At 38.9% G+C, this 20388-nt stretch carries 19 protein-coding genes; 6 read left to right on the top strand and 13 right to left on the bottom strand.

Annotation, left to right across the window (positions count from 1 at the left end; genetic code table 11):
• Positions 1-93: 93 nt before the first annotated feature.
• Both WMZ97_RS03095 and ric read left to right on the top strand, forming a co-directional pair.
• Entirely contained in the window at positions 94-1314 is a 1221-nt protein-coding gene (locus tag WMZ97_RS03095) for an MFS transporter (RefSeq protein ID WP_405027649.1), read from the top strand.
• 194 nt (positions 1315-1508) lie between these two features.
• Entirely contained in the window at positions 1509-2201 is a 693-nt protein-coding gene (gene ric / locus WMZ97_RS03100; RefSeq protein ID WP_343270595.1) for an iron-sulfur cluster repair di-iron protein, read from the top strand.
• Between the two features lie 288 nt (positions 2202-2489).
• Here the strand turns inward: ric and WMZ97_RS03105 are convergent, their stop codons facing one another.
• Both WMZ97_RS03105 and WMZ97_RS03110 read right to left on the bottom strand, forming a co-directional pair.
• Entirely contained in the window at positions 2490-2648 is a 159-nt protein-coding gene (locus tag WMZ97_RS03105) for an FbpB family small basic protein (protein WP_343270596.1), read from the bottom strand.
• Positions 2649-3045: 397 nt separating this feature from the next.
• Entirely contained in the window at positions 3046-3222 is a 177-nt protein-coding gene (locus WMZ97_RS03110) for an aspartyl-phosphate phosphatase Spo0E family protein (protein ID WP_343270597.1), read from the bottom strand.
• A 741-nt stretch (positions 3223-3963) separates the two neighbouring features.
• Here WMZ97_RS03110 and lepB point away from each other — a divergent pair.
• Both lepB and WMZ97_RS03120 read left to right on the top strand, forming a co-directional pair.
• Entirely contained in the window at positions 3964-4497 is a 534-nt protein-coding gene (lepB, locus tag WMZ97_RS03115) for a signal peptidase I (RefSeq protein WP_405027650.1), read from the top strand.
• Between the two features lie 646 nt (positions 4498-5143).
• Positions 5144-5329 (top strand): YjcZ family sporulation protein, encoded by a 186-nt coding sequence (locus WMZ97_RS03120; RefSeq protein ID WP_343270599.1) that lies wholly within the window; start codon positions 5144-5146, stop codon positions 5327-5329.
• A gap of 99 nt (positions 5330-5428) precedes the next feature.
• On the opposite strand, the gene rpoN is transcribed toward WMZ97_RS03120, so the two are convergent.
• Positions 5429-6733, bottom strand: a complete 1305-nt coding sequence (gene rpoN / locus WMZ97_RS03125; RefSeq protein ID WP_343270600.1) for an RNA polymerase factor sigma-54 — start codon at positions 6731-6733, stop codon at positions 5429-5431.
• A 233-nt stretch (positions 6734-6966) separates the two neighbouring features.
• Here rpoN and WMZ97_RS03130 point away from each other — a divergent pair, with 233 nt between their 5' ends.
• Positions 6967-8073, top strand: a complete 1107-nt coding sequence (locus tag WMZ97_RS03130; protein WP_343270601.1) for a M24 family metallopeptidase — start codon at positions 6967-6969, stop codon at positions 8071-8073.
• A 501-nt stretch (positions 8074-8574) separates the two neighbouring features.
• On the opposite strand, the gene WMZ97_RS03135 is transcribed toward WMZ97_RS03130, so the two are convergent.
• Positions 8575-10530 (bottom strand): sensor domain-containing protein, encoded by a 1956-nt coding sequence (locus tag WMZ97_RS03135; RefSeq protein ID WP_343270602.1) that lies wholly within the window; start codon positions 10528-10530, stop codon positions 8575-8577.
• Between the two features lie 22 nt (positions 10531-10552).
• Positions 10553-11917, bottom strand: coding sequence for a TrkH family potassium uptake protein (locus WMZ97_RS03140; protein WP_343270603.1), 1365 nt, complete (start codon positions 11915-11917; stop codon positions 10553-10555).
• Positions 11918-12219: 302 nt separating this feature from the next.
• Between WMZ97_RS03140 and WMZ97_RS03145 the strand changes: the two genes are divergently transcribed.
• A complete protein-coding gene (locus tag WMZ97_RS03145; RefSeq protein ID WP_343270604.1) occupies positions 12220-13062 on the top strand; it encodes an aldo/keto reductase in 843 nt (280 codons plus the stop codon).
• 52 nt (positions 13063-13114) lie between these two features.
• Here WMZ97_RS03145 and WMZ97_RS03150 read toward each other — a convergent pair whose 3' ends face one another.
• From WMZ97_RS03150 to WMZ97_RS03185, 8 genes are all read right to left on the bottom strand, one after another.
• Positions 13115-14164: a DUF1646 family protein gene (locus WMZ97_RS03150; protein ID WP_343270605.1), complete on the bottom strand. Its 1050-nt coding sequence runs from the start codon at positions 14162-14164 to the stop codon at positions 13115-13117.
• A gap of 202 nt (positions 14165-14366) precedes the next feature.
• Positions 14367-14747, bottom strand: coding sequence for a monovalent cation/H(+) antiporter subunit G (mnhG, locus tag WMZ97_RS03155; protein ID WP_343270606.1), 381 nt, complete (start codon positions 14745-14747; stop codon positions 14367-14369).
• The gene (locus WMZ97_RS03160; protein WP_343270607.1) at positions 14731-15012 is read right to left on the bottom strand and encodes a monovalent cation/H+ antiporter complex subunit F; all 282 of its coding nucleotides are present in this window, start codon (positions 15010-15012) and stop codon (positions 14731-14733) included. The genes mnhG and WMZ97_RS03160 overlap by 17 nt, the downstream gene beginning before the upstream one ends.
• Positions 15006-15488, bottom strand: a complete 483-nt coding sequence (locus tag WMZ97_RS03165) for a Na+/H+ antiporter subunit E (RefSeq protein WP_343270608.1) — start codon at positions 15486-15488, stop codon at positions 15006-15008. The genes WMZ97_RS03160 and WMZ97_RS03165 overlap by 7 nt, the downstream gene beginning before the upstream one ends.
• Positions 15489-15494: 6 nt before the next feature.
• On the bottom strand, positions 15495-16985 hold the full coding sequence (locus WMZ97_RS03170) for a Na+/H+ antiporter subunit D (RefSeq protein ID WP_343270609.1): 1491 nt from the start codon (positions 16983-16985) through the stop codon (positions 15495-15497).
• Complete coding sequence (locus WMZ97_RS03175) at positions 16978-17319, bottom strand: Na(+)/H(+) antiporter subunit C (RefSeq protein ID WP_343270610.1); 342 nt, start codon at positions 17317-17319, stop codon at positions 16978-16980. The genes WMZ97_RS03170 and WMZ97_RS03175 overlap by 8 nt, the downstream gene beginning before the upstream one ends.
• Positions 17319-17741 carry a Na(+)/H(+) antiporter subunit B gene (locus tag WMZ97_RS03180; RefSeq protein ID WP_343270611.1) on the bottom strand — a complete coding sequence of 141 codons (423 nt, stop codon included), beginning with the start codon at positions 17739-17741 and terminating at the stop codon, positions 17319-17321. Before WMZ97_RS03180 ends, WMZ97_RS03175 begins: the two co-directional genes overlap by 1 nt.
• Positions 17728-20139: a Na+/H+ antiporter subunit A gene (locus WMZ97_RS03185; protein ID WP_343270612.1), complete on the bottom strand. Its 2412-nt coding sequence runs from the start codon at positions 20137-20139 to the stop codon at positions 17728-17730. The genes WMZ97_RS03180 and WMZ97_RS03185 overlap by 14 nt, the downstream gene beginning before the upstream one ends.
• Between the last annotated feature and the right edge of the window lie 249 nt (positions 20140-20388).

A 20388-nucleotide genomic window follows, 5' to 3' on the forward strand; every position in this document is an offset into this window, starting at 1 on the left:
GTTGCCAATTAATGTGATAGATTATTTTCCTTTTCAAATGTATTTTCCCTCATGATTAGAAAATACTAAGCTAAATCATGTTATGAAGGGGAAATGGATGTGGAAGAGAAAAGAAAACTGGATTTACTTTCGATCGCGTCAGTCCCATTGGTGATGACATTAGGAAATTCTATGTTAATCCCATTGTTACCAGTGATGGAATCCAAATTGAAAATAAGTTCGTTACAAACAAGCTTTATTATTTCTGTATACTCCGTGATAGCCATCATTCTTATCCCGATAACAGGATATCTTTCCGATCGATTTGGTCGAAAAAAGGTGATCATTCCCAGTTTAATCATTACTGCTATTGGCGGACTAATTAGTGGACTTGCAGCCATGCTGTTTGATCAATCCTACTATTGGATTCTAATCGGACGTTTCATTCAAGGAATCGGTGCTTCTGGTGCGTTCCCTGTTGTCTTGCCGTTAGTCGGAGATATGTTTAAAGATGAGCATAAAGTGAGTGCTAGTTTAGGTGTGGTTGAAACATCCAATACGACTGGTAAAGTTTTTAGTCCAATTATCGGTGCATTATTAGGGATGATTACCTGGTATGCCCCACTTTTGGCTATCCCTGTATTTAGCTGTGTTTCATTGGTTCTCGTTTTCTTTTTATTAAAAGCACCGAAAAAACAAGAGGAGCCCATGCCATTTCATGAATTTCTGCATAATATTAAGCGTATTTTTGCCGAAAAAGGCAGATGGTTATTTGCCATATTTGCGATTGGATGTATCTTAATGTATGTCTTGTTTGGCGTTTTATTTTATTTATCCACATTACTCGAAGATAATTATCATATAACAGGGATCATCAAAGGGATTATTCTTGCAGTCCCTTTACTTGCATTGTCAACGGCATCCTTTATTACTGGCAAGAAAATTGGCCAGAATAAAACGTTAATGAAATGGCTCTCTTTTTCCGGATGCTTATTGTTATCATGTGCCGTCTTTATCATTAGTTTCTCGGAACATGTCGACCTGCTGATCAGTGGATTAGTTTTCGGCGGGATTGGGATTGGTCTGGCCCTTCCCTGTCTGGACGCATTTATTACGAGCGGTATTGAAAAAGAACATCGAGGGTCGATCAGTTCGATCTATAGCAGTATGCGCTTTATTGGTGTTGCCTTAGGTCCCCCGTTATTCGCTATCATCATCAAGCTGTCGCACCAAGTACTCTTTCTATCTACTGCCGGGATTTGTATATTGGCATCGCTGCTTGCCCTACTGTCCATTCGGCCAAAAAACCACCCAGTAGAGGACAAGTTGAAATAGGTAAATGAAACGATACAGAGCCTAAGTCAGGAAGCCATATATATTTACATTATTACCCATCATTTCCAATCATCCGGTTCTCGGGCTAATGGAATGGTGGGCTTTTATTTCTTCATTACATGTGATTTCCATCACGACATCAAAAAACAAAAAGCTTTATCATGTAAGCATAACCACAAAAGGAGGAAATAGTAATGCAACCATTTACGGCTGAACAGACACCAGCTGAGATAGTCAAACAATTTCCGAAAGCAAGTGACTTGTTCAAAAAGCGTCGTATTGATTTCTGTTGTGGCGGTGACAAACCGTTAACAGAAACATTTACCAAACGAAATTTAGATGAAACAGCTATTTTAACGGAATTAAATGAAGCCTTCACCATGTGGAAACAGGCAGAGCATACGGTTATAAATTGGGATGCCATTCCCCCATCTGAGCTAATTGATCATATTATCAGCCAACATCACGGCTATTTAAACGAAGAGCTGCCAGCACTAGGAAAATTTGTAACTAAAATTTTGCGGGTGCACGGTGCAAAGCATAGTCACCTTCAGGAACTGTACCGATTGTATCATGAATTTAAAATGGAAATGGAAGAGCATATGTTCAAAGAGGAAAATGAGGTATTTCCATTAATAAAAGAATATGAGAACTATCCTAGTCCGGAACTGCTAGATCAGATTCGTGAGGCAAACGGCGGCCTCGGCGAGGAGCATGAAACTTGTGGAAATTTATTGAAACGTATGAACGAAATCACCAATGGCTTTAGAGTACCTCTAGATGCCTGCAATTCCTATCGTATTACGTATGCCAGGCTAGCAGATTTAGAATCAGATACCTATCAGCATATTCATTTAGAAAATAATATACTGTTTAAAAACCTATAATAAAGTTTAAAAACCTTATCATTCCAAAGGGGACAATTTCCCGAATGGTAATAAGAACTTTGTTTTGATATCTTTCTTAAACCTTGTAGTGGATATCATACTGCTTGGTGAGCATGAAAGAATCATAAACCAACGGAAAAGACAGATGTGATAAATAACGTCACATCTGTCTTTTTTATTGTCTATAAAGAGAAGCATGAGAGCTTCCTTATCAGTATGACAGGTACAATACAATGAAAAATTTAAAATCAATGGTTACATTCACACTGCATTCTAAATCCGCTGTTTTTAGTCATGTATTAAACGTTTTTGTTGTTTAGCAGAAACTAATTTTTCCCGCTTTTTTTCCAAGCGCACCTCAATCTGATTTAATCTTCTTTCATCCTCCCATAGTTCTTGCTTGTTCTGTTTGACAAGCTGTTCAAATGTCTGTGTCTTCGGTCTCATTTTATTACACTCCTTACTTATTGTTACTACTAGTATACCTCATTTTCTGCGTCGCAAATCAAAATTGTGTGAACTTTTTGTAACATTTTTATTAAAAAACCGAAAAATACAAATAACTTTGGATATAATTACCTGGTTACCACTAATGAAACCCAAAATGGTAATACATGCAGAGGCGGATGAACATCAAAAAATTCCCTGCATTTTCAGTTTATTCAGCTTAGTGGAATTAAATATGAAAACGGAAAAAATTGTCTTCGTACCCACAGACTTTATTTTTACTTGGGTGAAAGCATGAGGTTATTGTCCCTGAGGCCTTTCTTAAACGGAGTAATTATAAAATCTTAATAACTGACCGTTCATGAGGTTATTCAGCAGCGTTGCATTTTTGCTGTTGTTATTGTTTCACCTTTTCCTTTTGATGCTGTTTCATTTGGTCATACAAATTTAGTAATTGATCCAATTCCTGGCTCAGGGCGATTACTTCCATACTTGTAAGGCCTTTTGTTATAGCAGCTGTTGTCATTTCTTTTCGCAATGATTCAATATTTTTAAGTAACATCTTTTCGTCCATGGTTAATTTACCTCCTCAATTGAACCTTTCAACATTTCGATCGCGGGAATGTGTAATTCTAACACTTAATTGTCCAGCTTGTCTGCACTTTTTACAAATGCTAGGGTATTTCCCCACTTTTTCCAAAACATTTGTTCTTATATCATACATTATAATTAACTTACTGACAAGAACATTTGTACACTTTTCATCTGTTCTCAAGCTGATGATCGATAGTAACAGTGGAAATCTGTTCTTTTCTCCAAAATTGTACTAATCGATTTCATTTAATGATCAACCATTTTACTTTAGCATATTAAAACAAATATTGACAAGTTATTGTGATTTTATAATTTTTTTAACCATTATTTTTTAAAAAAGGATGTTAACGTCCACTTACAATCATCACTTGCCTATTTTCTGAGGTGCCTGACCATTTTTCTCGTGCCCCTGTTAATTTATATGTTAACATATATAGTGAAACTTCAATCGGTGAAGGTTTCACTGAATGAAAAACAAAGGCTGAATTTACAGCATTCCAGTTACTGCGCCTTTAACATGTTTCCTTAAGACTTATACAAATCCCCATTTACCTTATTTGAATTTTTAACCTCCTTGAAATAGGAGTTTTATAGCCGTTAATGCGGGAATAATACATATTCAAAAGTTGCCAGAACAGCATGCTATTTAGCCAGAAATACTGCTTATCATTTGGTGAGTTTTCGTACATCCTCTATAATAGGAATGTACACCAAAGAAAGGATGTTTCCATTGGCAGAACCAAAAAAGAAAAATGAATGGGTCGAATGGGGTAAAGCCATATTCATCGCGATATTACTTGCATTGTTTTTAAAAGTTTTTGTATTTGCGACCTCCATTGTTGAAGGTGAAAGCATGGTCCCTACATTAGAAGATGGCGAACGTGTCATCATCAATAAATTCGTCTACCTATTTGGCGAGCCAAAACGTGGAGATATCGTCATTATTAAACGTCCTGATAAAAATTATGTAAAAAGGGTTATCGCATTACCTGGAGAGACAGTTGAAATGGAAGAACATCAATTGTACATCAATGGAAAGAAATTAAATAAATCATTTGTAAGCAAGGATGCCGCCAATCACACAGGGAGCTTCGGTCCTATTCAAGTACCAGACGATAGCTATTTTGTAATGGGGGACAATCGCGCCATAAGTATGGACAGTAGAAACGGTTTAGGTTTTATTAACAGAGATACCATTATCGGTAAGTCTGCCTTTGTCATATATCCGTTTGATGAGTGGAAAAAAACGAAGTAATGTTCTAAAAAGTGGCTTGATAACCTAAGATTTGTTCGGGAGTTACCCAATCTTATCAGCAAAATAGGTCAGACACAAACATGTGACTGACCTATTTCAATTTTACTCGTTGTCAAAGATGCAGTAGCCAATATTTAATAACACAAGTACGAAACATATAATTCCAAACACTGTTTCCCACATGAGCATGTACCCCCTCTATGTAATTGAAATCAACCGGAAAAATAAGTGTAACAATGGTGCATTTGTCTTTATAGAAAATAGCTTGTACGTTTACGTTAAAGGCTATCCATCATGCACCGCGCTTCCCATGTTCGCTTATGGCTTACATAACCAATAAAAGTGGGCAATGAACAGACCATCTCCCTATTAGCATACCAATTTTTCCGCAAAAAATAAAGTAAAACTTCATTCCGCAGGCTTACTTTTCATACGCTAATTCAGAGGAACAAAGACTAAGTTTGCAATATCAGGTTGTAACGCTTTGTTGCTTTACCTCAATACCTTGCAGTAGGATGGGAGTCTTACGAACCGTTAAGCGTATAAAATTAATTTCCTTTTCATCTTTTCAGAACTGATGAAAACGTCTATACATTTTAGTCGATGATACATATAGTATATTGAAACGTCCAGGAGGTGAATTTCTATGTCATTCGGATATGGCGGCTGCGGTGGCTTCGGCGGCGGCTACGGTGGCGGCTTCAGCGGTGGTTATGGCTGCGGCGGCGGTTACGGCTACGGTGGAGCTGGATATGGCGGTGGCTGTGGCTTCGCGTTAATTGTAGTTCTATTCATTCTTCTAATAATTGTTGGAACAGCATTCTACTGCTAAAACCAATTTCAGCTTGTGCTAATGCGCTTAGCACAAGCGTTTTATATAAACTAATCTTTTTTCACTGTCCTTTTCATTAACAATATGGACAGATAGCTTTCATACTTCGATTTCTTTTCGTTTGCTCGACGCTGGAATCTTTAATTCTTCTCGATATTTTGCCACTGTTCGCCGTGAGATGGTAATCCCTTTTTTAGTCTTAAAATAATCAGCAATCTTTTGATCCGAATACGGCTTTCGTTTACTTTCCTTTTCTACGATATCCTTTAATAATAATTTCACCGTCGCTTGTGAAGCCGAATCACCATTATCCGCGGTTAGCTTTGAAGCGAATAATCGACGAATATCATACGCACCTTGAGGCGTCTGTATGACTTTATTCATTGTTGCCCTGGAAACCGTTGATTCATGCATATCAATTTCCTCCGCCACCTCTTTCAACGTAAGCGGTTGAAGTGCAGCAAACCCATTTTTCAAAAAATCATGTTGTTTCTTAATCACCACATCGACAATTTTTAAGATTGTCGAACGGCGCTGTTCCAAACTGTTAACAAGCCATTGATAACTTTTATACTTATGTTGCATATAGCCCGTTACATCAGTTTTACCTGTTAAATACTCCGCATACTGCGAGTTCATTTGAATTCGTGGTACATACCCGTCATTCAAGTAAACAGAAAAGCCATCGCCCTTTTGTTCGACGACAATATCAGGATGCAAATAATCTGCCGAAAAATTGGTAATCCGAGCACATGGCTTTGGGTCGAATTCCTGAATCATATCATGCATTTCCTTGACATTGGCTAAGGATATGTTTAAGGATCTGGCTATATTATGCCACTTTCTATTTGCCAAATCCTCCAGGTAATCCATAATCAGGCATTCCAACAATGGCTCATCCGGATAATAACACCTTGCCTGTAGCAAAAGGCACTCTTTTAAGTTTCGTGCCCCCACTCCAATTGGCTCTAACTGTTGAAGTTGTTCTATGCCACGATTAATCTCGGTGATTGTAATCGAAAAATTCTCGGAAGTTTCCGCTGGATCAACCGATAAATAGCCATTCTCATCCAAGTTAAGAATTAAATAATGTAATAGTTCGCGTTCCGCTTGTGTAATGTTAAGCCATTGCATTTGATCAAGTAATTGCTCACGCATGCCTTGTTCCCGTGCCGGAATATAGTCAAATGGATTGGTTTCATCTGTATTTCGATAATTAGATTTTTTAGGATATGGGTTATCTGGGACTTTTTCCTCCAGTTCGATTAATGGGTTTTCTAATTGCTGGTCCTGCAAGAACTGATACAATTCATAGGTGGAATACTGCAACAGCTGTATGGCCTGTCGCAATTCAGTTGTCATGACAAGATTTAACGTTTGTTTCTGTTGAAGAACAAGCTCCATTCCATTCGTCCTCCCCTTAAAACTTTTTTCCTTTTGTATCCGCTTTCATATTCATTATAATACGATTCCGTAAATTAATCGATAGGTTACTTAAAATTGTAGTGATTTCTATTCCTTTTATTTTAACATACTTATTATAATTATGGAAAAATTGATTCATGTTATGAACAACCTGTAATTTTTAACTGTTATCAATCAGGCATGATACACTAGAAATGAAGGAGGAATATTTAATGACCATTAACTACCAAACAAGATTAACCGAGTTAGTAAATAACGTAAAAGAAAACAGCTTGGATATCGCTATGATTACTACACCTGCAAATGTTTTTTACTATACCGGTTTCAATTCTGATCCACATGAGCGGTTTATGGCTTTGGTTGTTGATATTCTCAACGACCAAACTATCCTGTTCGCCCCAGCCTTGGACAAAGAGATTGCCCAGGAAAATTCGTTCATTAAAGACATTGTCCCAATCTCTGACGAAGAGGATCCATACGCCAAACTCCAAGAAAAACTTGGTGGAAATATTGTGCGTTTTGGTTTGGAAATGAAACAGGTTAGTATGTTTCAACATCAGTGCTTAGCATCAATATTTCCCAACGCTCAATACGAAGACATTCAGCCATTTGTTAATAACCAACGATTGAAAAAATCAAGAAGCGAACTCGCATATACAAAAAAGGCGATTACTATTATAGAAAAAGTAATGACGGAGGGAATTAAAAAAGTTACAACCGGGATGTCAGAGTTAGAATTTGCAGCCGAATTGGAATATCTAATGAAACAGTTTGGTGCAGAAGGTCCGTCATTCTCGACAATCGTGTTATCTGGTGAAAAGACGGCATTGCCACATGGAACACCTGGAAACCGGGCCTTTCAAAAAGGGGATTTCCTGTTAATCGACATGGGGGTTCGCATCACAGAAGGATACTGTTCTGACATTACTAGAACGTTTATTATCGGCGACGCATCCGAGAGGCAAAAGGAAATATACGAAATTGTCAGACAATCGGCCCTCGCAGGCATCCAGGCAGTAAAAGCAGATGTACCACTTAAGACTTTTGATATCGCTGCAAGGAATGTGATTAAGGAGAACGGTTACGGGAAATATTTCAATAATCGTGTTGGGCATGGTCTTGGTATTGAAGTTCATGAAGAACCATCCATCCATGAAAATAATGAACAAATTGCTGAAAATGGATTATTCTTTACCATCGAACCTGGAATTTACATACCTAATTATGGTGGCGTACGAATTGAGGATAATGTGTATATAAATGAACAGGGAAAAGGTGAAGTGTTGACTGGATTTCAAAGGGATCTGCAAATCCTCTAACCTAGTGAAATCAATAATGGGATGGGATGGAGGCATAACAGAGCCTTTCTACACTTAAGACCATTACGGGATGAGAAGTTTACAACGTTACCTTTCCAGGTGAAACTTAATTCGTAGTTGATATAAAATGCGATCGACATAAATATCGATTTCTGGCTAGGCGTGCTGAGGAATCCGTCCAGCTAGCGAAGGAATATTAGTTTGAAAAGGACGGCACGAAGCTAAAATGCCTGGAAAAAGGGCTCCACCAAAGCGATGAGGCCGCGAAGGATAAAAATTCCCCACCTTCGCGATTTCATCAACGTTATGAAGGGATCTGTTCAATCCGGTAGTACGGTGTTTTACGCTATCAAAAACAATTAGCCCATTACATGGTTAGCCCCAAGGGTTTTCTATAGTTAGAACCTAGAATTTTTTGCAATTGAAGACATGTAAGTCGTTCGCATTTCCCTACAACTCCAACACGTTTAGTCCGGCTACTTTCCTTTATATCCATCTCCATCAAACTTTTGACAGCAACCGTGCCATCTCCTGTGGTGGCAGAGGCTTACTAAAATAAAAGCCCTGCATTTCATCACATTTCTCTTGCTCAAGGAAGGTCAACTGTTCAATTGTTTCGACCCCTTCTGCAATCACTTTCATATCCAATGAATGGGACATGCGAATGATTGATTTGACAATAGCTTGATTTTGTTTCTGGTTGTCATCCATAAACATTTTATCAATTTTCAACTTTGTAATTGGGAAGATACTCAAATATTTTAACGAGGAATAGCCAGTACCAAAATCATCGATGGAAACCTGCACTCCTAACCCTCTTAACCGGTTCAGCATTTCAAGAATAAAAATTTCATTTGACATGGCCATACTTTCTGTTATCTCAAGTTCCAAGTAATTAGGGTTCAATCCGGTTTTCTTTAAAATCTCTTCAATTTTTTCAACAAGTATCGTTTGATTGAACTGTTTTACGGATAAATTAACACTGACAATCACCGATTCAAAGCCCGCATCTTGCCATGCTTTATTTTGTCTGCACGCCTTCTCTAGCACCCAATCACCGATCCCAATGATTAACCCTGTTTTTTCAGCAAGTGGAATGAATTCGTCTGGCGGGATATAGCCTCTTCTTGGATGCTTCCATCGTAATAACGCCTCGAAACCGACAATTTTACCTGTTTTCAGATTTTTTTGCGGCTGATAATGAAGCTCAAACTGACCATTTTTTAATGCTTGGCGAAGTTCTGTTTCCATTGTAAACATAGCCTTAAAATCTTCTGATATAGATGAATCAAACAGCTTATAATTATTGCAGTGCCGTTCTTTAATCACATACATGGCGGAATCGGCATGTTTAATCAGATCATTTGTTGTTTTCCCATTTTCGGGGTAAATGCTGATGCCAATGCTAATCGAAATAAAAACTTCATATCCATCTATTTTTATTGGCTTCTCAAATTCAGCAATAAGACTTTCTGCAAGGGTTGTTGCCGATTCCGTTCCTTTCATATCACGCTTAAGAATTAAGAATTCATCCCCGCTCATCCGGGCGATAAACGTGTCCATTTGTAAAAAAGCTTTAAAGCGTTCGCCACATGCCTGCAGCAGCTTATCGCCAAAAGCATATCCCAATGTATCATTAATCTCTTTAAAATAATTCAAATCAATAAAATAAACTGCGAGACGTTCTCTATGATTCTTAGCCTGATCAATTGCTTCCGTTAACACTTTATTGAAAAAGTTTCGATTAGGCAAGTCCGTTAACTCGTCATAATAAGCCATATATTCCATGCGTTTTTCATTTTTAATTCGATCAGAAATGTCCTTTACAATAGCAACCCGAATAATATCCCCCTGATTATTATAGGGATGTCCCATGAGCTCAATATAAAACACGGAGCCATCTTTTCTTAATGCGGTTAATTCATATGGTTTTTCTGGATTTCGATGAATAATCTGGGTTAATTGATATGCACTTTTGCTATCTAGCAGCTGAGATATATGTAATTGTTTGATCGCTTCTGGTTCATAACCAAACATATTGGCAAATGTAAGATCACAATCAATGATTCGCTGATCGTCGTACATCACCATACCTTCTGCACTGGCATAGATCAACTGATTAATATACTTTTTCACCACCGCCGTTTTATCCTGAAGGGAAAGCGATTTTAAAATTAAACAATAAACACCATTATCCGAGCGGATGGAGCTTACCTCCAAAAGCTTCCCAAACTGATTTCGCTGTTCCATTAGTAAGTGCATTTGATCTTTTTTTTGTAATAATGAAAAGTCCAGGTAGTCGTTTATTCGTTGTTGTCTTTTCTCTTTTTCAATCATTAGAAGAGAATATGCAGCGTCGTTCCCATCCAGTATTTCACCCTCTTCATCAACAAACAAAAGTGCTTCCTGTAAGTGTGGTAATAACTGATGATGTATAAATTCTGCAATTTTACTCATGTGTTCCTCCTTAACCAATTTGTTATCCAATGATAATTTTTTCTTTTGGATAATGATAGTTACCTGAACCCTTATTTTTCTTAAATGTCAGTAAAAATGTGATAATACCAATTCTGCCGATAAACATAAGAATCATGAGGACAATTTTACTAACTAAGGTTAATTTACTCGTGATGCCCAGCGATAGCCCAACCGTTCCAAAAGCAGATGTCACCTCAAATAAAAGTGTGGACAATGAAAAAGGCTCCAAAACAGATAAGAGGAGGACGGAACCATATACGAAAATAATTGCCATTAAGGTCACCGTTACTGCCTTTAATAAATCTTCTTCGTGAATTTCACGTCGGAACAACCGAATACTATTTCCGCCCCTGGCAAACGTGATCAGAAAAATAATCACCAGCGCAAATGTAGTGGTACGAATCCCGCCACCCGCGCTGCTGGGCGATGCTCCAATAAACATTAAAAAGGACATAAACAGATGGTTTTGTTCGGTTAATTGGCTTACATCCAGTGTTGATAATCCACCACTTCTGGTAGTAACCGACTGGAACATAGCATAAAATAATATTTCGTGCCATGATTTACCACTAAAATAATGATTTGCATCAAATAATGCAATGAAAATCGTACCAATCACAATTAACACAAAAAATGTAATTGTGGTAACTTTGGTAAATAGTGAAAATCGAAAGCGTTGATGACTACCAGACTTCGAGAACAAATATGCCTTTGTTTCTATTAATACTGGATAGCCAATCGCACCAAAAATAATAAGAAGCATATTGATAAACTGAACAAAGTAATCATCTTTGAACGGAATCAATGAATTTCCAGTAATGTCAAAACCACCATTTGTCGTTGCGCTGATCGACCCAAATAACCCATTCAGATATGCTTCACCAGCCGTGGGAAAATATTGCAGGAAGTATGTCCCCAAAATAGCAAACCCAATGAATTCAATCGTTAAAATAACTAGTAGAATTTGCTTAACTAACCGAACCATACCTTCAAATGTTGTCTGATTCTGATCAGTCATGATGAGTCGGCGCTCTTTCAAGCCAATTTTTTTCCCTAACAGCAGCCAAATGAATGTGCCAATCGCCATCACACCAACTCCGCCCAGTTGCAAGACAAGGCAAAGGAAAATGATTCCTGTTGTGCTAAACGTATCCGCAATGCTTATGGTACTAAGACCGGTAACACTAAGTGCACTAACAGCTGTAAATAAAACATCTATCAACGGGATATCCGTACCATCCTGATGCCCCACTGGTATGGCAAGCACAATAGTTGAAACGATTACAGCAATAAAATAAAAGATTAAGATAAGTTGTACAGGTGACAGCTTATTTATTAAGTGAATTAATGGACGTCTAGAAAACATTATACTGCTACTCCTTATCATATATCGGTTATTCTGCAAAAAACTTAAACCCATTATAACAGGCTGCATTCATTATGAATAGTGGTGACATAAATGGGGACTGTCCACAACTCTTCCCCATATGTTAAGATAAGAACAAAGGCGCAAGCGCCCGGACAAAGAAACCGATGTTGACTATGATCTGCGTGGAGAAGTGTGAAGTTTGCCTGGCTTTAGCGCTGGAGCCGGAGATATTTTGGAATGTGTAAAATAGAGCCTAATTTTTATACCTTTGTATCTTTATAAGAAAGAGGAGGGATCTCATGGGGAGTTCCGTACCGGAGATAACATTGCACGATGGTCTTACGCTGCCAGTGATCGGCTTTGGTACATATAGCCTGAATGGTAATGCAGGTGCCAATGCGATAACCAGCGCATTGGATATCGGCTATCGGCTGATTGACACGGCTTATAACTACGAAAACGAAGGAACTGTCGGCGCTGCAGTCAGACGCAGTGCTATTCCAAGAGAAGAATTAAGGATTACCTCGAAGCTTCCAGGTCGCTATCATACATATGATAAGGCTGTTTGGAGCATCCAGGAATCATTATATCGAGCAAACCTGACTTACTATGATCTATATCTCATTCACTGGCCCAACCCTATGCAGGATAACTACGTGGAGGCCTGGCAAGCATTGATTGATGCAAAAAAATGGGGTCTTATTCGCTCCATTGGTGTATGTAACTTCTTACCCGAGCATCTGGAGCGGTTGGAAAAAGAAACCGGCGTGATGCCAAGCATAAATCAAGTCGAACTGCACCCGTTTTTCAACCAGGAACAACAGCGTACCTGGCATGAGAAAAATAACGTAAAAACCGAATCGTGGAGTCCATTAGCGAGAACAAATGAAATTTGGCAAAATAGTACGCTCAAAACGATTGCTAATGATCATAACAAAACGATTTCACAAGTAATCTTACGCTGGCATTACCAACTCGGATCCATTCCCATTCCGAAATCTGCCACACCTGACAGACAGTTAGAAAATATATCTATTTTTGACTTCTCACTAAATGAAACAGAAATGAACAAAATTGCAGAATTAACTCGCCCTGATGGTAGATTGCAGGATCAGGACCCAGCCATATATGAAGAGTTTTAAAATGAAAGCGCACCACTGAAAGGTGCGCTTTTTTTCGTTACCCACCCTACAATTAACCGACTACGAGAATGACAGCAAAATAAATAGCCATGGTAATCAAACCAACTGGCAAAGCAAATTTCGCATATTGCTTACTAGTAATTCCAAGTTTTCCAGTTGCAATAATGTTCGGGATGTTTCCCGGGATAAGCATTCCCCCACTAACAAGGAGGCCAAGTAATATATTTCTAATGGTTGTGCTCTCCATTGACGGACTAATCTCTGCGGCAGCGAGGGTAGCGTTATCCAGCACTGCGGAGATCATGTTGATCCAATACAAAGCCAACGAGTTTAAGTCAAGTAAGTACCGCTCAATTAACGGTTGGAATCCAGCACCAAGAAATGTTAACGCCATGACAAATATATATATTTTCAGACTGCGTATTATAATTTCTCCGTATGATTCAGCCTGCGATGCGGAGAATGACTCTTCCCTGTCCTCCGCTGTTTTTCCTGCCCGCAGTCTTCCTGGTTTCTCCATTGGATTCACCATAATAGCAGCGAATATACCAAAGACAACAACACCAGGGACCACATAGACACCTACCAAATTTAATAAGTACATAAAATCCTCGTCCAACTTGTTTGCTACAATGGTCGAAAGTGGCTCACCAAGCGGCGTGAGGGCAGCTCCCATACCAATGGCAAAACATGCTAGCACAACCAGGCGAATTTCCGACTTTTTGTCCAACCGTAATACACCAATAATCGCAACCAAAATAATGGCCGCAACAATTGCTGTAATGAAACTGGAAATGAGTCCAAGAATAATCACGAATAAGGCAATGAATAAGCGATACGGAATGGCCTGGCTCATTCCCAATACCCCCTTTTCGATTGGGATCCGAAACCATCGAAAAAGTAAACCAGCCACCAATACCGCCAATGTTATGTTGACCGGTTCTCTCATTGCCTCCTCTATCAATTCCTTACTTAAGACTTGACTGACAAACACGGACAACACACCCATCACAAACAAAAATTCTTCCAAATTTCGTTCCACAATTGGCGTAAAAGGCAAAAGTAATACAAATACTAATATAATGATTAGGCCAGCAATCAAAGCGTCTCCTCCTTTACTCGACCATGATTATAGGCTTGTTTACTTTATTCTATTGATTTGCCATGTATAACATGCAAGGTATCACTTTATAATTGTTACAATATTACTCGCACAAAAAAGCCTCCCACAAAGGGTACAAATACCTATACCCTGCTGTGACAGACTTTGCATGAAACACCTATTAGAAAGTAAAAGCATATCGTTACTTTCCTTCAACCGAATCCCTATCTTCCCGCTTCCCCTTCTCTATAACCTCTTTCAAATCATCCTTTATGGTCAAGCTGCTAGGTTTTACACCTGATAAATATGCAGCTCGTGCCATCAAATGTCCCCCAATTGGCGCCGTAGCAAAAATAAAAACAATTCCTAAAAGAAGTGTCACATTAAAGTGACCTTCAATCAGCCAAAAATAAAGGAAAACCCCTATCAATGTACATAGCACACCAAATGTCACACTTTTCGTTGCTGCATGTGATCTTGTATAGACGTCGGGCAGGCGAAGAATCCCAATCGCAGCAACAACAGTGAAAATAACGCCGGTGGAGATCAAGACTATGATAAGTGTATTAGCTATGACGATCATATTCAACTATCGTTCCTTTCTCTATGAATTTCGCAAAGGCAATCGTCCCGATAAACGAGATAATGGCAAGCAGCAAGATAACTTCCATGAAAAATTTGGTCCCGAATAAAACTGATAATAATGCAGTAGATGAGATAAACGTAACACTGATAGCATCTAATGCAATGAGCCGGTCAGGAAGTGATGGGCTGCGAAAAATGCGGAACAACAATCCAATAATCGAAGCAATAACCAATAACAAGGATACCCAAATAAACGTTACCACGAATGGCTCACCTCCTTAATCGCCTTTTCAAATGATTGTTTAATTGAAGCAATCGCATCATCAACATTATCTGCATCAATCGCATGAATATAAAGTTTGGTCTGATCATCAGAGACATGGATGACGAGTGTTCCTGGTGTTAATGTAATTAAATTTGCAAGAAGTGTAATTTCCCAATCCCGTTTCAATTCGATTGGGAACTCAAAAATAACTGGTTGAATCGAAATTTTTGGTTGAAGCACAATCCGCAAAACATTCCAATTCGACATCGCAAGCTCTTTCAAGAAAATAAAAATGAGTTTAATGGATGCCCACACCCACCCTAAATAAAACCTTGCTCTGAAATAACGCCGCATGACAAAGATGAGTAATGCACCGATTATATATCCAACGATAAATGTCTCCGGTTTGATGGATGAATCCAAAAACATCCACACAACTGCAATAAAAACGTTTAGTAATATTTGAAAAGCCATCGTCACCTACTCCTTTAAAACCGCGTCAATATAAGCAGACGGATTTAATAAAATGTCTGAAGCATCGGTCATATACGTGATAACCGATTCAGCACCAATGCCATAAACAATGGACACGGCAACAAGTATGGCAGTCGGGATCATCACATTACGATAAGTACGGTGATCCGTTTTTGGCAAGGCCGATAAAGCTACAGGTTCGCCCCAAAATGCATAGATGAAGATTCGAATGGAAGACAGGAGCACAATGATCCCGGAAATAAGTACAAGCAGCGTCATCCATGTGTTTCCTGCCTCAAACCCGCCCTTGACAATCAATAATTTTCCGGGGAACCCGCTAAGCGGTGGAATACCGACAAGTCCAAATGCTGCGATGAGATACATCCAACCCAGGAAAGCGTGCGTTTTCATTAATCCACCCATCTGTCGCAAATTCGAAGTTCCCGTCACCCTAATAATAATGCCTATCAATAAAAACAGTGCCCCTTTAATCAGAATATCGTGAATCAAATAGTAGATCGCACCAATCATCCCACTATCATTCATTTGTGCCACACCGAACAAGATAACGCCAACAGCAATCACAATATTGTAAATGATAATCTGTTTCAAATCAAAATAAGCCAATGCCCCAATACAGCCAACGATAATGGTTAACACAGATAGTACTAATAAAATCTCATGCGTAAACGATAGGTCATGAATGAAAAACAATGTATAGGTTCGCATAATGCCATAGACACCTACCTTTGTCAGCAACGCTCCAAACAACGCTACTACTGGCATTGGCGGTGCCGTATAAGAACCTGGCATCCAAAAGTAAAGCGGGAATATTGCCCCCTTAATTCCAAATACAAGCAAGAATAAAATAGCGATTACGGTAATAATACCAGGCTGGTCTACTTCTGCAATCTTCACGGAAATGTCAGCCATGTTCAAACTTCCTATTACCGAATACAACAAACCGACTGTAACAACAAAGAGCGCAGATGAAACAACATTAACAAGCATGTATTTGATGGACTCACGCAACTGCCTTTTTTCCCCGCCAAGTGCAATTAACAGATAGGATGCCATCAGTAATACTTCAAAGAAAACGAACATATTGAAAATATCACCAGTGGTAAATGCGCCATTAACACCTGTTAACATAAATAAGATCGATGGATAGTAAAAAAAGCGTTCACGTTCAACCCCTATCGCCGTAAAGCTATATAGTACAACAAACAAAGTGATAAGGATCGAAGTTGTGACCAAAATTGCTGACAGCATATCAGAAACAAGCGAAATGCCGAATGGAGCTGGCCAGCTTCCTAATGTAACGGTTTGGATACCAACTGTTTTGACTTTCCAAACAAGGCTTAATGCAGCGACTAAGCTGACAACCAATCCGATTAATATCATCCATCGTTGGACCCTGATCTTGTCCTTGAAAAATAATAAAAGGATAGCGAAAAAGAACGGTAAAATGATTGGAAGTATTAATAAATTAATCATGTTCATCATTTCCTCTCATTAGATCCATATTGTCTGTTTGATGTTTCGCATATGTTTTATAAGCGAGGACAAGAATGAACGCTGTTACACCAAAACTAATGACAATTGCTGTAAGAATGAGCGCTTGTGGCAAAGGGTCCACATAATCCCCAGTTCCGTCTGCCAGTACTGGCGGTGCGGAACCACCCAGCCCTCCCATTGTTAAAAGGAGGAGGTGTGCTCCATGACTCAGCAAGGTTGTACCAAATATAATCCGCAGCAGGCTTTTGGATAGAATTAAGTAAATGGCAGCAGTGAACAGAACGCCAACAATGATGGCCATCATTAGTTCCATTATGAATCCCCCCCTATCGTTTGAATAATCATCATGGTTGACCCTACCACAACAAGATAAACCCCCGCATCAAAGATTGTTGCGGTATGCAATGCGGTCTCACCAATAATCGGGATATAAAAGTCACCAAAAGCATGTGTAAAAAACGGAACATTAAACAAAAGCGATCCTGATGCCATACCAAGTGATAGAAGTAAACCAATGGCAATGACAATGACGAAATTAACAGGTAATATCTTCTGAACTGTTTTTAAATCATACGCAATTAATAGAAGGACAATTGCCCCTGCAGTGAGCAGTCCGCCGACAAATCCTCCACCAGGGGAATGATGTCCGGCAAAGAAGATGTAAATCGAAAATAAGAGAATGATAAAAAATATAACCTTTGCTGAGGTTTGTAAAACCACATTATTTGTTTTCATCTGCACGCTCCTTTCGCGACAATCGCAGGCGAATCAAGCTATACACGCCAATTCCGGCAATGGACAGCACAGCAATTTCAAACAATGTATCAAAACCACGATAATCCACCAGTATGACGTTTACAATATTCCCTCCCCCAGCTTCACGATGAACCGTTTCTTCATAAAAATGAGAAATAGAAGGAATCAGCTTTTGCGAATAGGCAGACAGTGTGAGCAGTGTCATCGTTACCCCCACACTCAAGGCAATAATAAAATTACCCAATCGAAAACCGTTACTTTCCCCATGTCTATTCAATTTCGGTAAATGATAAAACGCTAGTAAAAATAAAGCAACGGTAATCGTTTCAATGACAAGCTGTGTTAGTGCAAGATCAGGTGCTTTATAAATCACAAAGAACAAAGCGACAGTGTAGCCAACTGCTCCAAGTGCAATGATCGAAAACATTCTTGTCCTTGCAATTAACACCATCCCAACAGAAAGTACGAGCAGAATACCGATCAATATTCCATAAGCATTTACGGGAGTTAAACTGGTCAAATCCACTTTAAACGCATGTTTGATGACTAACGTAATTAGCGTAATTGCCACAATTGATACGAACATATACACCAGATACGTTCTAAGAATCCCTGTCATATAAAGACGAGACAGTCGGTTCATCCCTTTTTCCGCTAACCCCAATAGTGCATTGTATCCGGCATTCAATGAAAAGGATTTTGACTGTAGATGATAGAACTTTTGCCATCTTTTTATTGTAAGAAAAGAAATCAACCCTAAACCAATAATGCCAATTGTCATGGTGAGTTCAGGCGTCCACCCATGCCAAGCCGATACATGAACAGGCACGTCAGATGGATGATTATATAAACCTGACTGTATACCAACGACTGCAGGCTTCACCAAAAGATCTCCAATGATATTCGGAATAAAGAAAAGCACAACTACCATTACTGCCAGAATTGCCGGAGCAATTAACATCCCCACCGGTGCCTCATGTGGTCTCTCGGGGAGTGATTCGCTATTTCGTTTTCCAGTAAAAGTCTTAAAAACAAAATAAAAACTATAAACAAACGTAAACACACTGGCTATCCAGGCGATAAACGCAAGTATAGGCCCCCATGTTGAAAAATGGAATAAATCAAAATCTCCTAGCGCAATCATTGAAGTAAGAAATAATTCTTTACTAAGAAATCCGCCGAATAGAGGTATCCCTGCCATCGACATCGAACCAATAAACGCGATTGTAAAGCTAATCGGCATGATGCCCATCAGGCCACCAAGCTTTCGAATATCCCGCGTCCCTGTTTCATGATCGACAATCCCGGCAACCATAAACAAGCTGCCTTTAAAAACAGCATGATTCACAAGATGAAAAATAGCCGCAAACCCGGCAACGTGAAAAATCGTTGAATGAATATCAACATGATAGCTGATTCCAGCTGCTCCAAGCAGCGACATAATCAACCCTAACTGACTGACGGTTGAAAAGGCGAGAATGGCTTTTAAATCAGTCTGCTTCACAGCGAAAAATGACCCCCAGAAAAGCGTTAGCACACCGACACCGGTTACGAGCCAAATCCACACTTCTGAAACGGCGAATAGAGGTGTAAAGCGCGCAACCAGATATAATCCGGCCTTAACCATTGTCGCGGAATGGAGATAAGCACTGACAGGCGTAGGTGCTTCCATTGCATCTGGCAACCAGATATAGAATGGGAATTGAGCAGATTTAGTAAAAGCCCCAAATAAAATAAGAATAAGCGCCAGTACGAAAAATTCTTGATCAACGATACTCGATGCATTGGCAATCAGTTCTCTAATCGAAAACGTATCTCCCATGATTCCTAAAAGAATAAATCCTCCCAGCATCATTAGTCCGCCAAAAACCGTGATTAACATCGATTTTAAAGCTCCGAATCGTGATCCGTCCCTTGTGTACCAATAGCCAATAAGTAAAAATGAAGAAATAGAGGTCAATTCCCAGAATAAATATAGGGTGATCATATTATCTGATTGAACAATGCCCAACATGGCTGTCATAAACATAAGTAAATAAACATAGAAATTATTTAACTTCTCTCGGTCTTTATTCAGGTAAAAGATGGAATAAAGCACCACTAATGCCCCGATACCTGTGATTAACAATGAGAACAAAAGACTCAATCCATCAATATACGCCACAAATGAAATCCCTAGCGCTGGAATCCATTGCAATGTAGAAATGGCATGTTCTCCATTCATTGTTGTCTGAAGAAATCCTGCGTAATACACAAATAAGATAATCGGAATGATTAGAACAAACCATCCAGTATGTATACTTTTCAGTTTTTTAAATAAGAATGGCACAAAGATTGCAGCAAAAACAGGTAAAAATATCAATAATACAAAGTCCACTAAAACATGCTCCTTTCATTTTAATTCTTAAAAAACATGGGGGAGCCATCAACCAAGGGCATATTTAACCCCTTGGTGACAGACTCCCCCAAGTATTTCCTCATATTCAACTGAAGTGAGTTTAACATAATGGATGAAAAATGTAAACGTTTATTTAAAACAGGCAGGAATTTCCATTCTTTTCGGTTTGGCTTTATTTTATGAGCCAAGTTATAATACTAGAAAAACTTTTAAAATTAAGGCAAACTG

The sequence above is a fragment of the Lentibacillus songyuanensis genome, from assembly GCF_039548255.1.
Classification (GTDB): Bacteria; Bacillota; Bacilli; order Bacillales; family Amphibacillaceae; genus Lentibacillus_C; species Lentibacillus_C songyuanensis.

Bases quoted from the DNA above. Each gene is read 5' to 3' on its own strand.
- ric (WP_343270595.1), top strand. From the start codon at position 1,509: ATGCAACCATTTACGGCTGAACAGACACCAGCTGAGATAGTCAAACAA.
- WMZ97_RS03105 (WP_343270596.1), bottom strand. From the start codon at position 2,648: ATGAGACCGAAGACACAGACATTTGAACAGCTTGTCAAACAGAACAAG.
- WMZ97_RS03175 (WP_343270610.1), bottom strand. From the start codon at position 17,319: ATGGAACTAATGATGGCCATCATTGTTGGCGTTCTGTTCACTGCTGCC.
- WMZ97_RS03135 (WP_343270602.1), bottom strand. From the start codon at position 10,530: ATGAGTAAAATTGCAGAATTTATACATCATCAGTTATTACCACACTTA.
- mnhG (WP_343270606.1), bottom strand. From the start codon at position 14,747: ATGATCGTCATAGCTAATACACTTATCATAGTCTTGATCTCCACCGGC.
- lepB (WP_405027650.1), top strand. From the start codon at position 3,964: ATGTTTCCATTGGCAGAACCAAAAAAGAAAAATGAATGGGTCGAATGG.
- rpoN (WP_343270600.1), bottom strand. From the start codon at position 6,733: ATGGAGCTTGTTCTTCAACAGAAACAAACGTTAAATCTTGTCATGACA.
- WMZ97_RS03095 (WP_405027649.1), top strand. From the start codon at position 94: ATGGATGTGGAAGAGAAAAGAAAACTGGATTTACTTTCGATCGCGTCA.
- WMZ97_RS03170 (WP_343270609.1), bottom strand. From the start codon at position 16,985: ATGATTAATTTATTAATACTTCCAATCATTTTACCGTTCTTTTTCGCT.
- WMZ97_RS03145 (WP_343270604.1), top strand. From the start codon at position 12,220: ATGGGGAGTTCCGTACCGGAGATAACATTGCACGATGGTCTTACGCTG.
- WMZ97_RS03140 (WP_343270603.1), bottom strand. From the start codon at position 11,917: ATGTTTTCTAGACGTCCATTAATTCACTTAATAAATAAGCTGTCACCT.
- WMZ97_RS03110 (WP_343270597.1), bottom strand. From the start codon at position 3,222: ATGGACGAAAAGATGTTACTTAAAAATATTGAATCATTGCGAAAAGAA.
- WMZ97_RS03165 (WP_343270608.1), bottom strand. From the start codon at position 15,488: ATGGCTTTTCAAATATTACTAAACGTTTTTATTGCAGTTGTGTGGATG.
- WMZ97_RS03120 (WP_343270599.1), top strand. From the start codon at position 5,144: ATGTCATTCGGATATGGCGGCTGCGGTGGCTTCGGCGGCGGCTACGGT.
- WMZ97_RS03180 (WP_343270611.1), bottom strand. From the start codon at position 17,741: ATGAAAACAAATAATGTGGTTTTACAAACCTCAGCAAAGGTTATATTT.
- WMZ97_RS03130 (WP_343270601.1), top strand. From the start codon at position 6,967: ATGACCATTAACTACCAAACAAGATTAACCGAGTTAGTAAATAACGTA.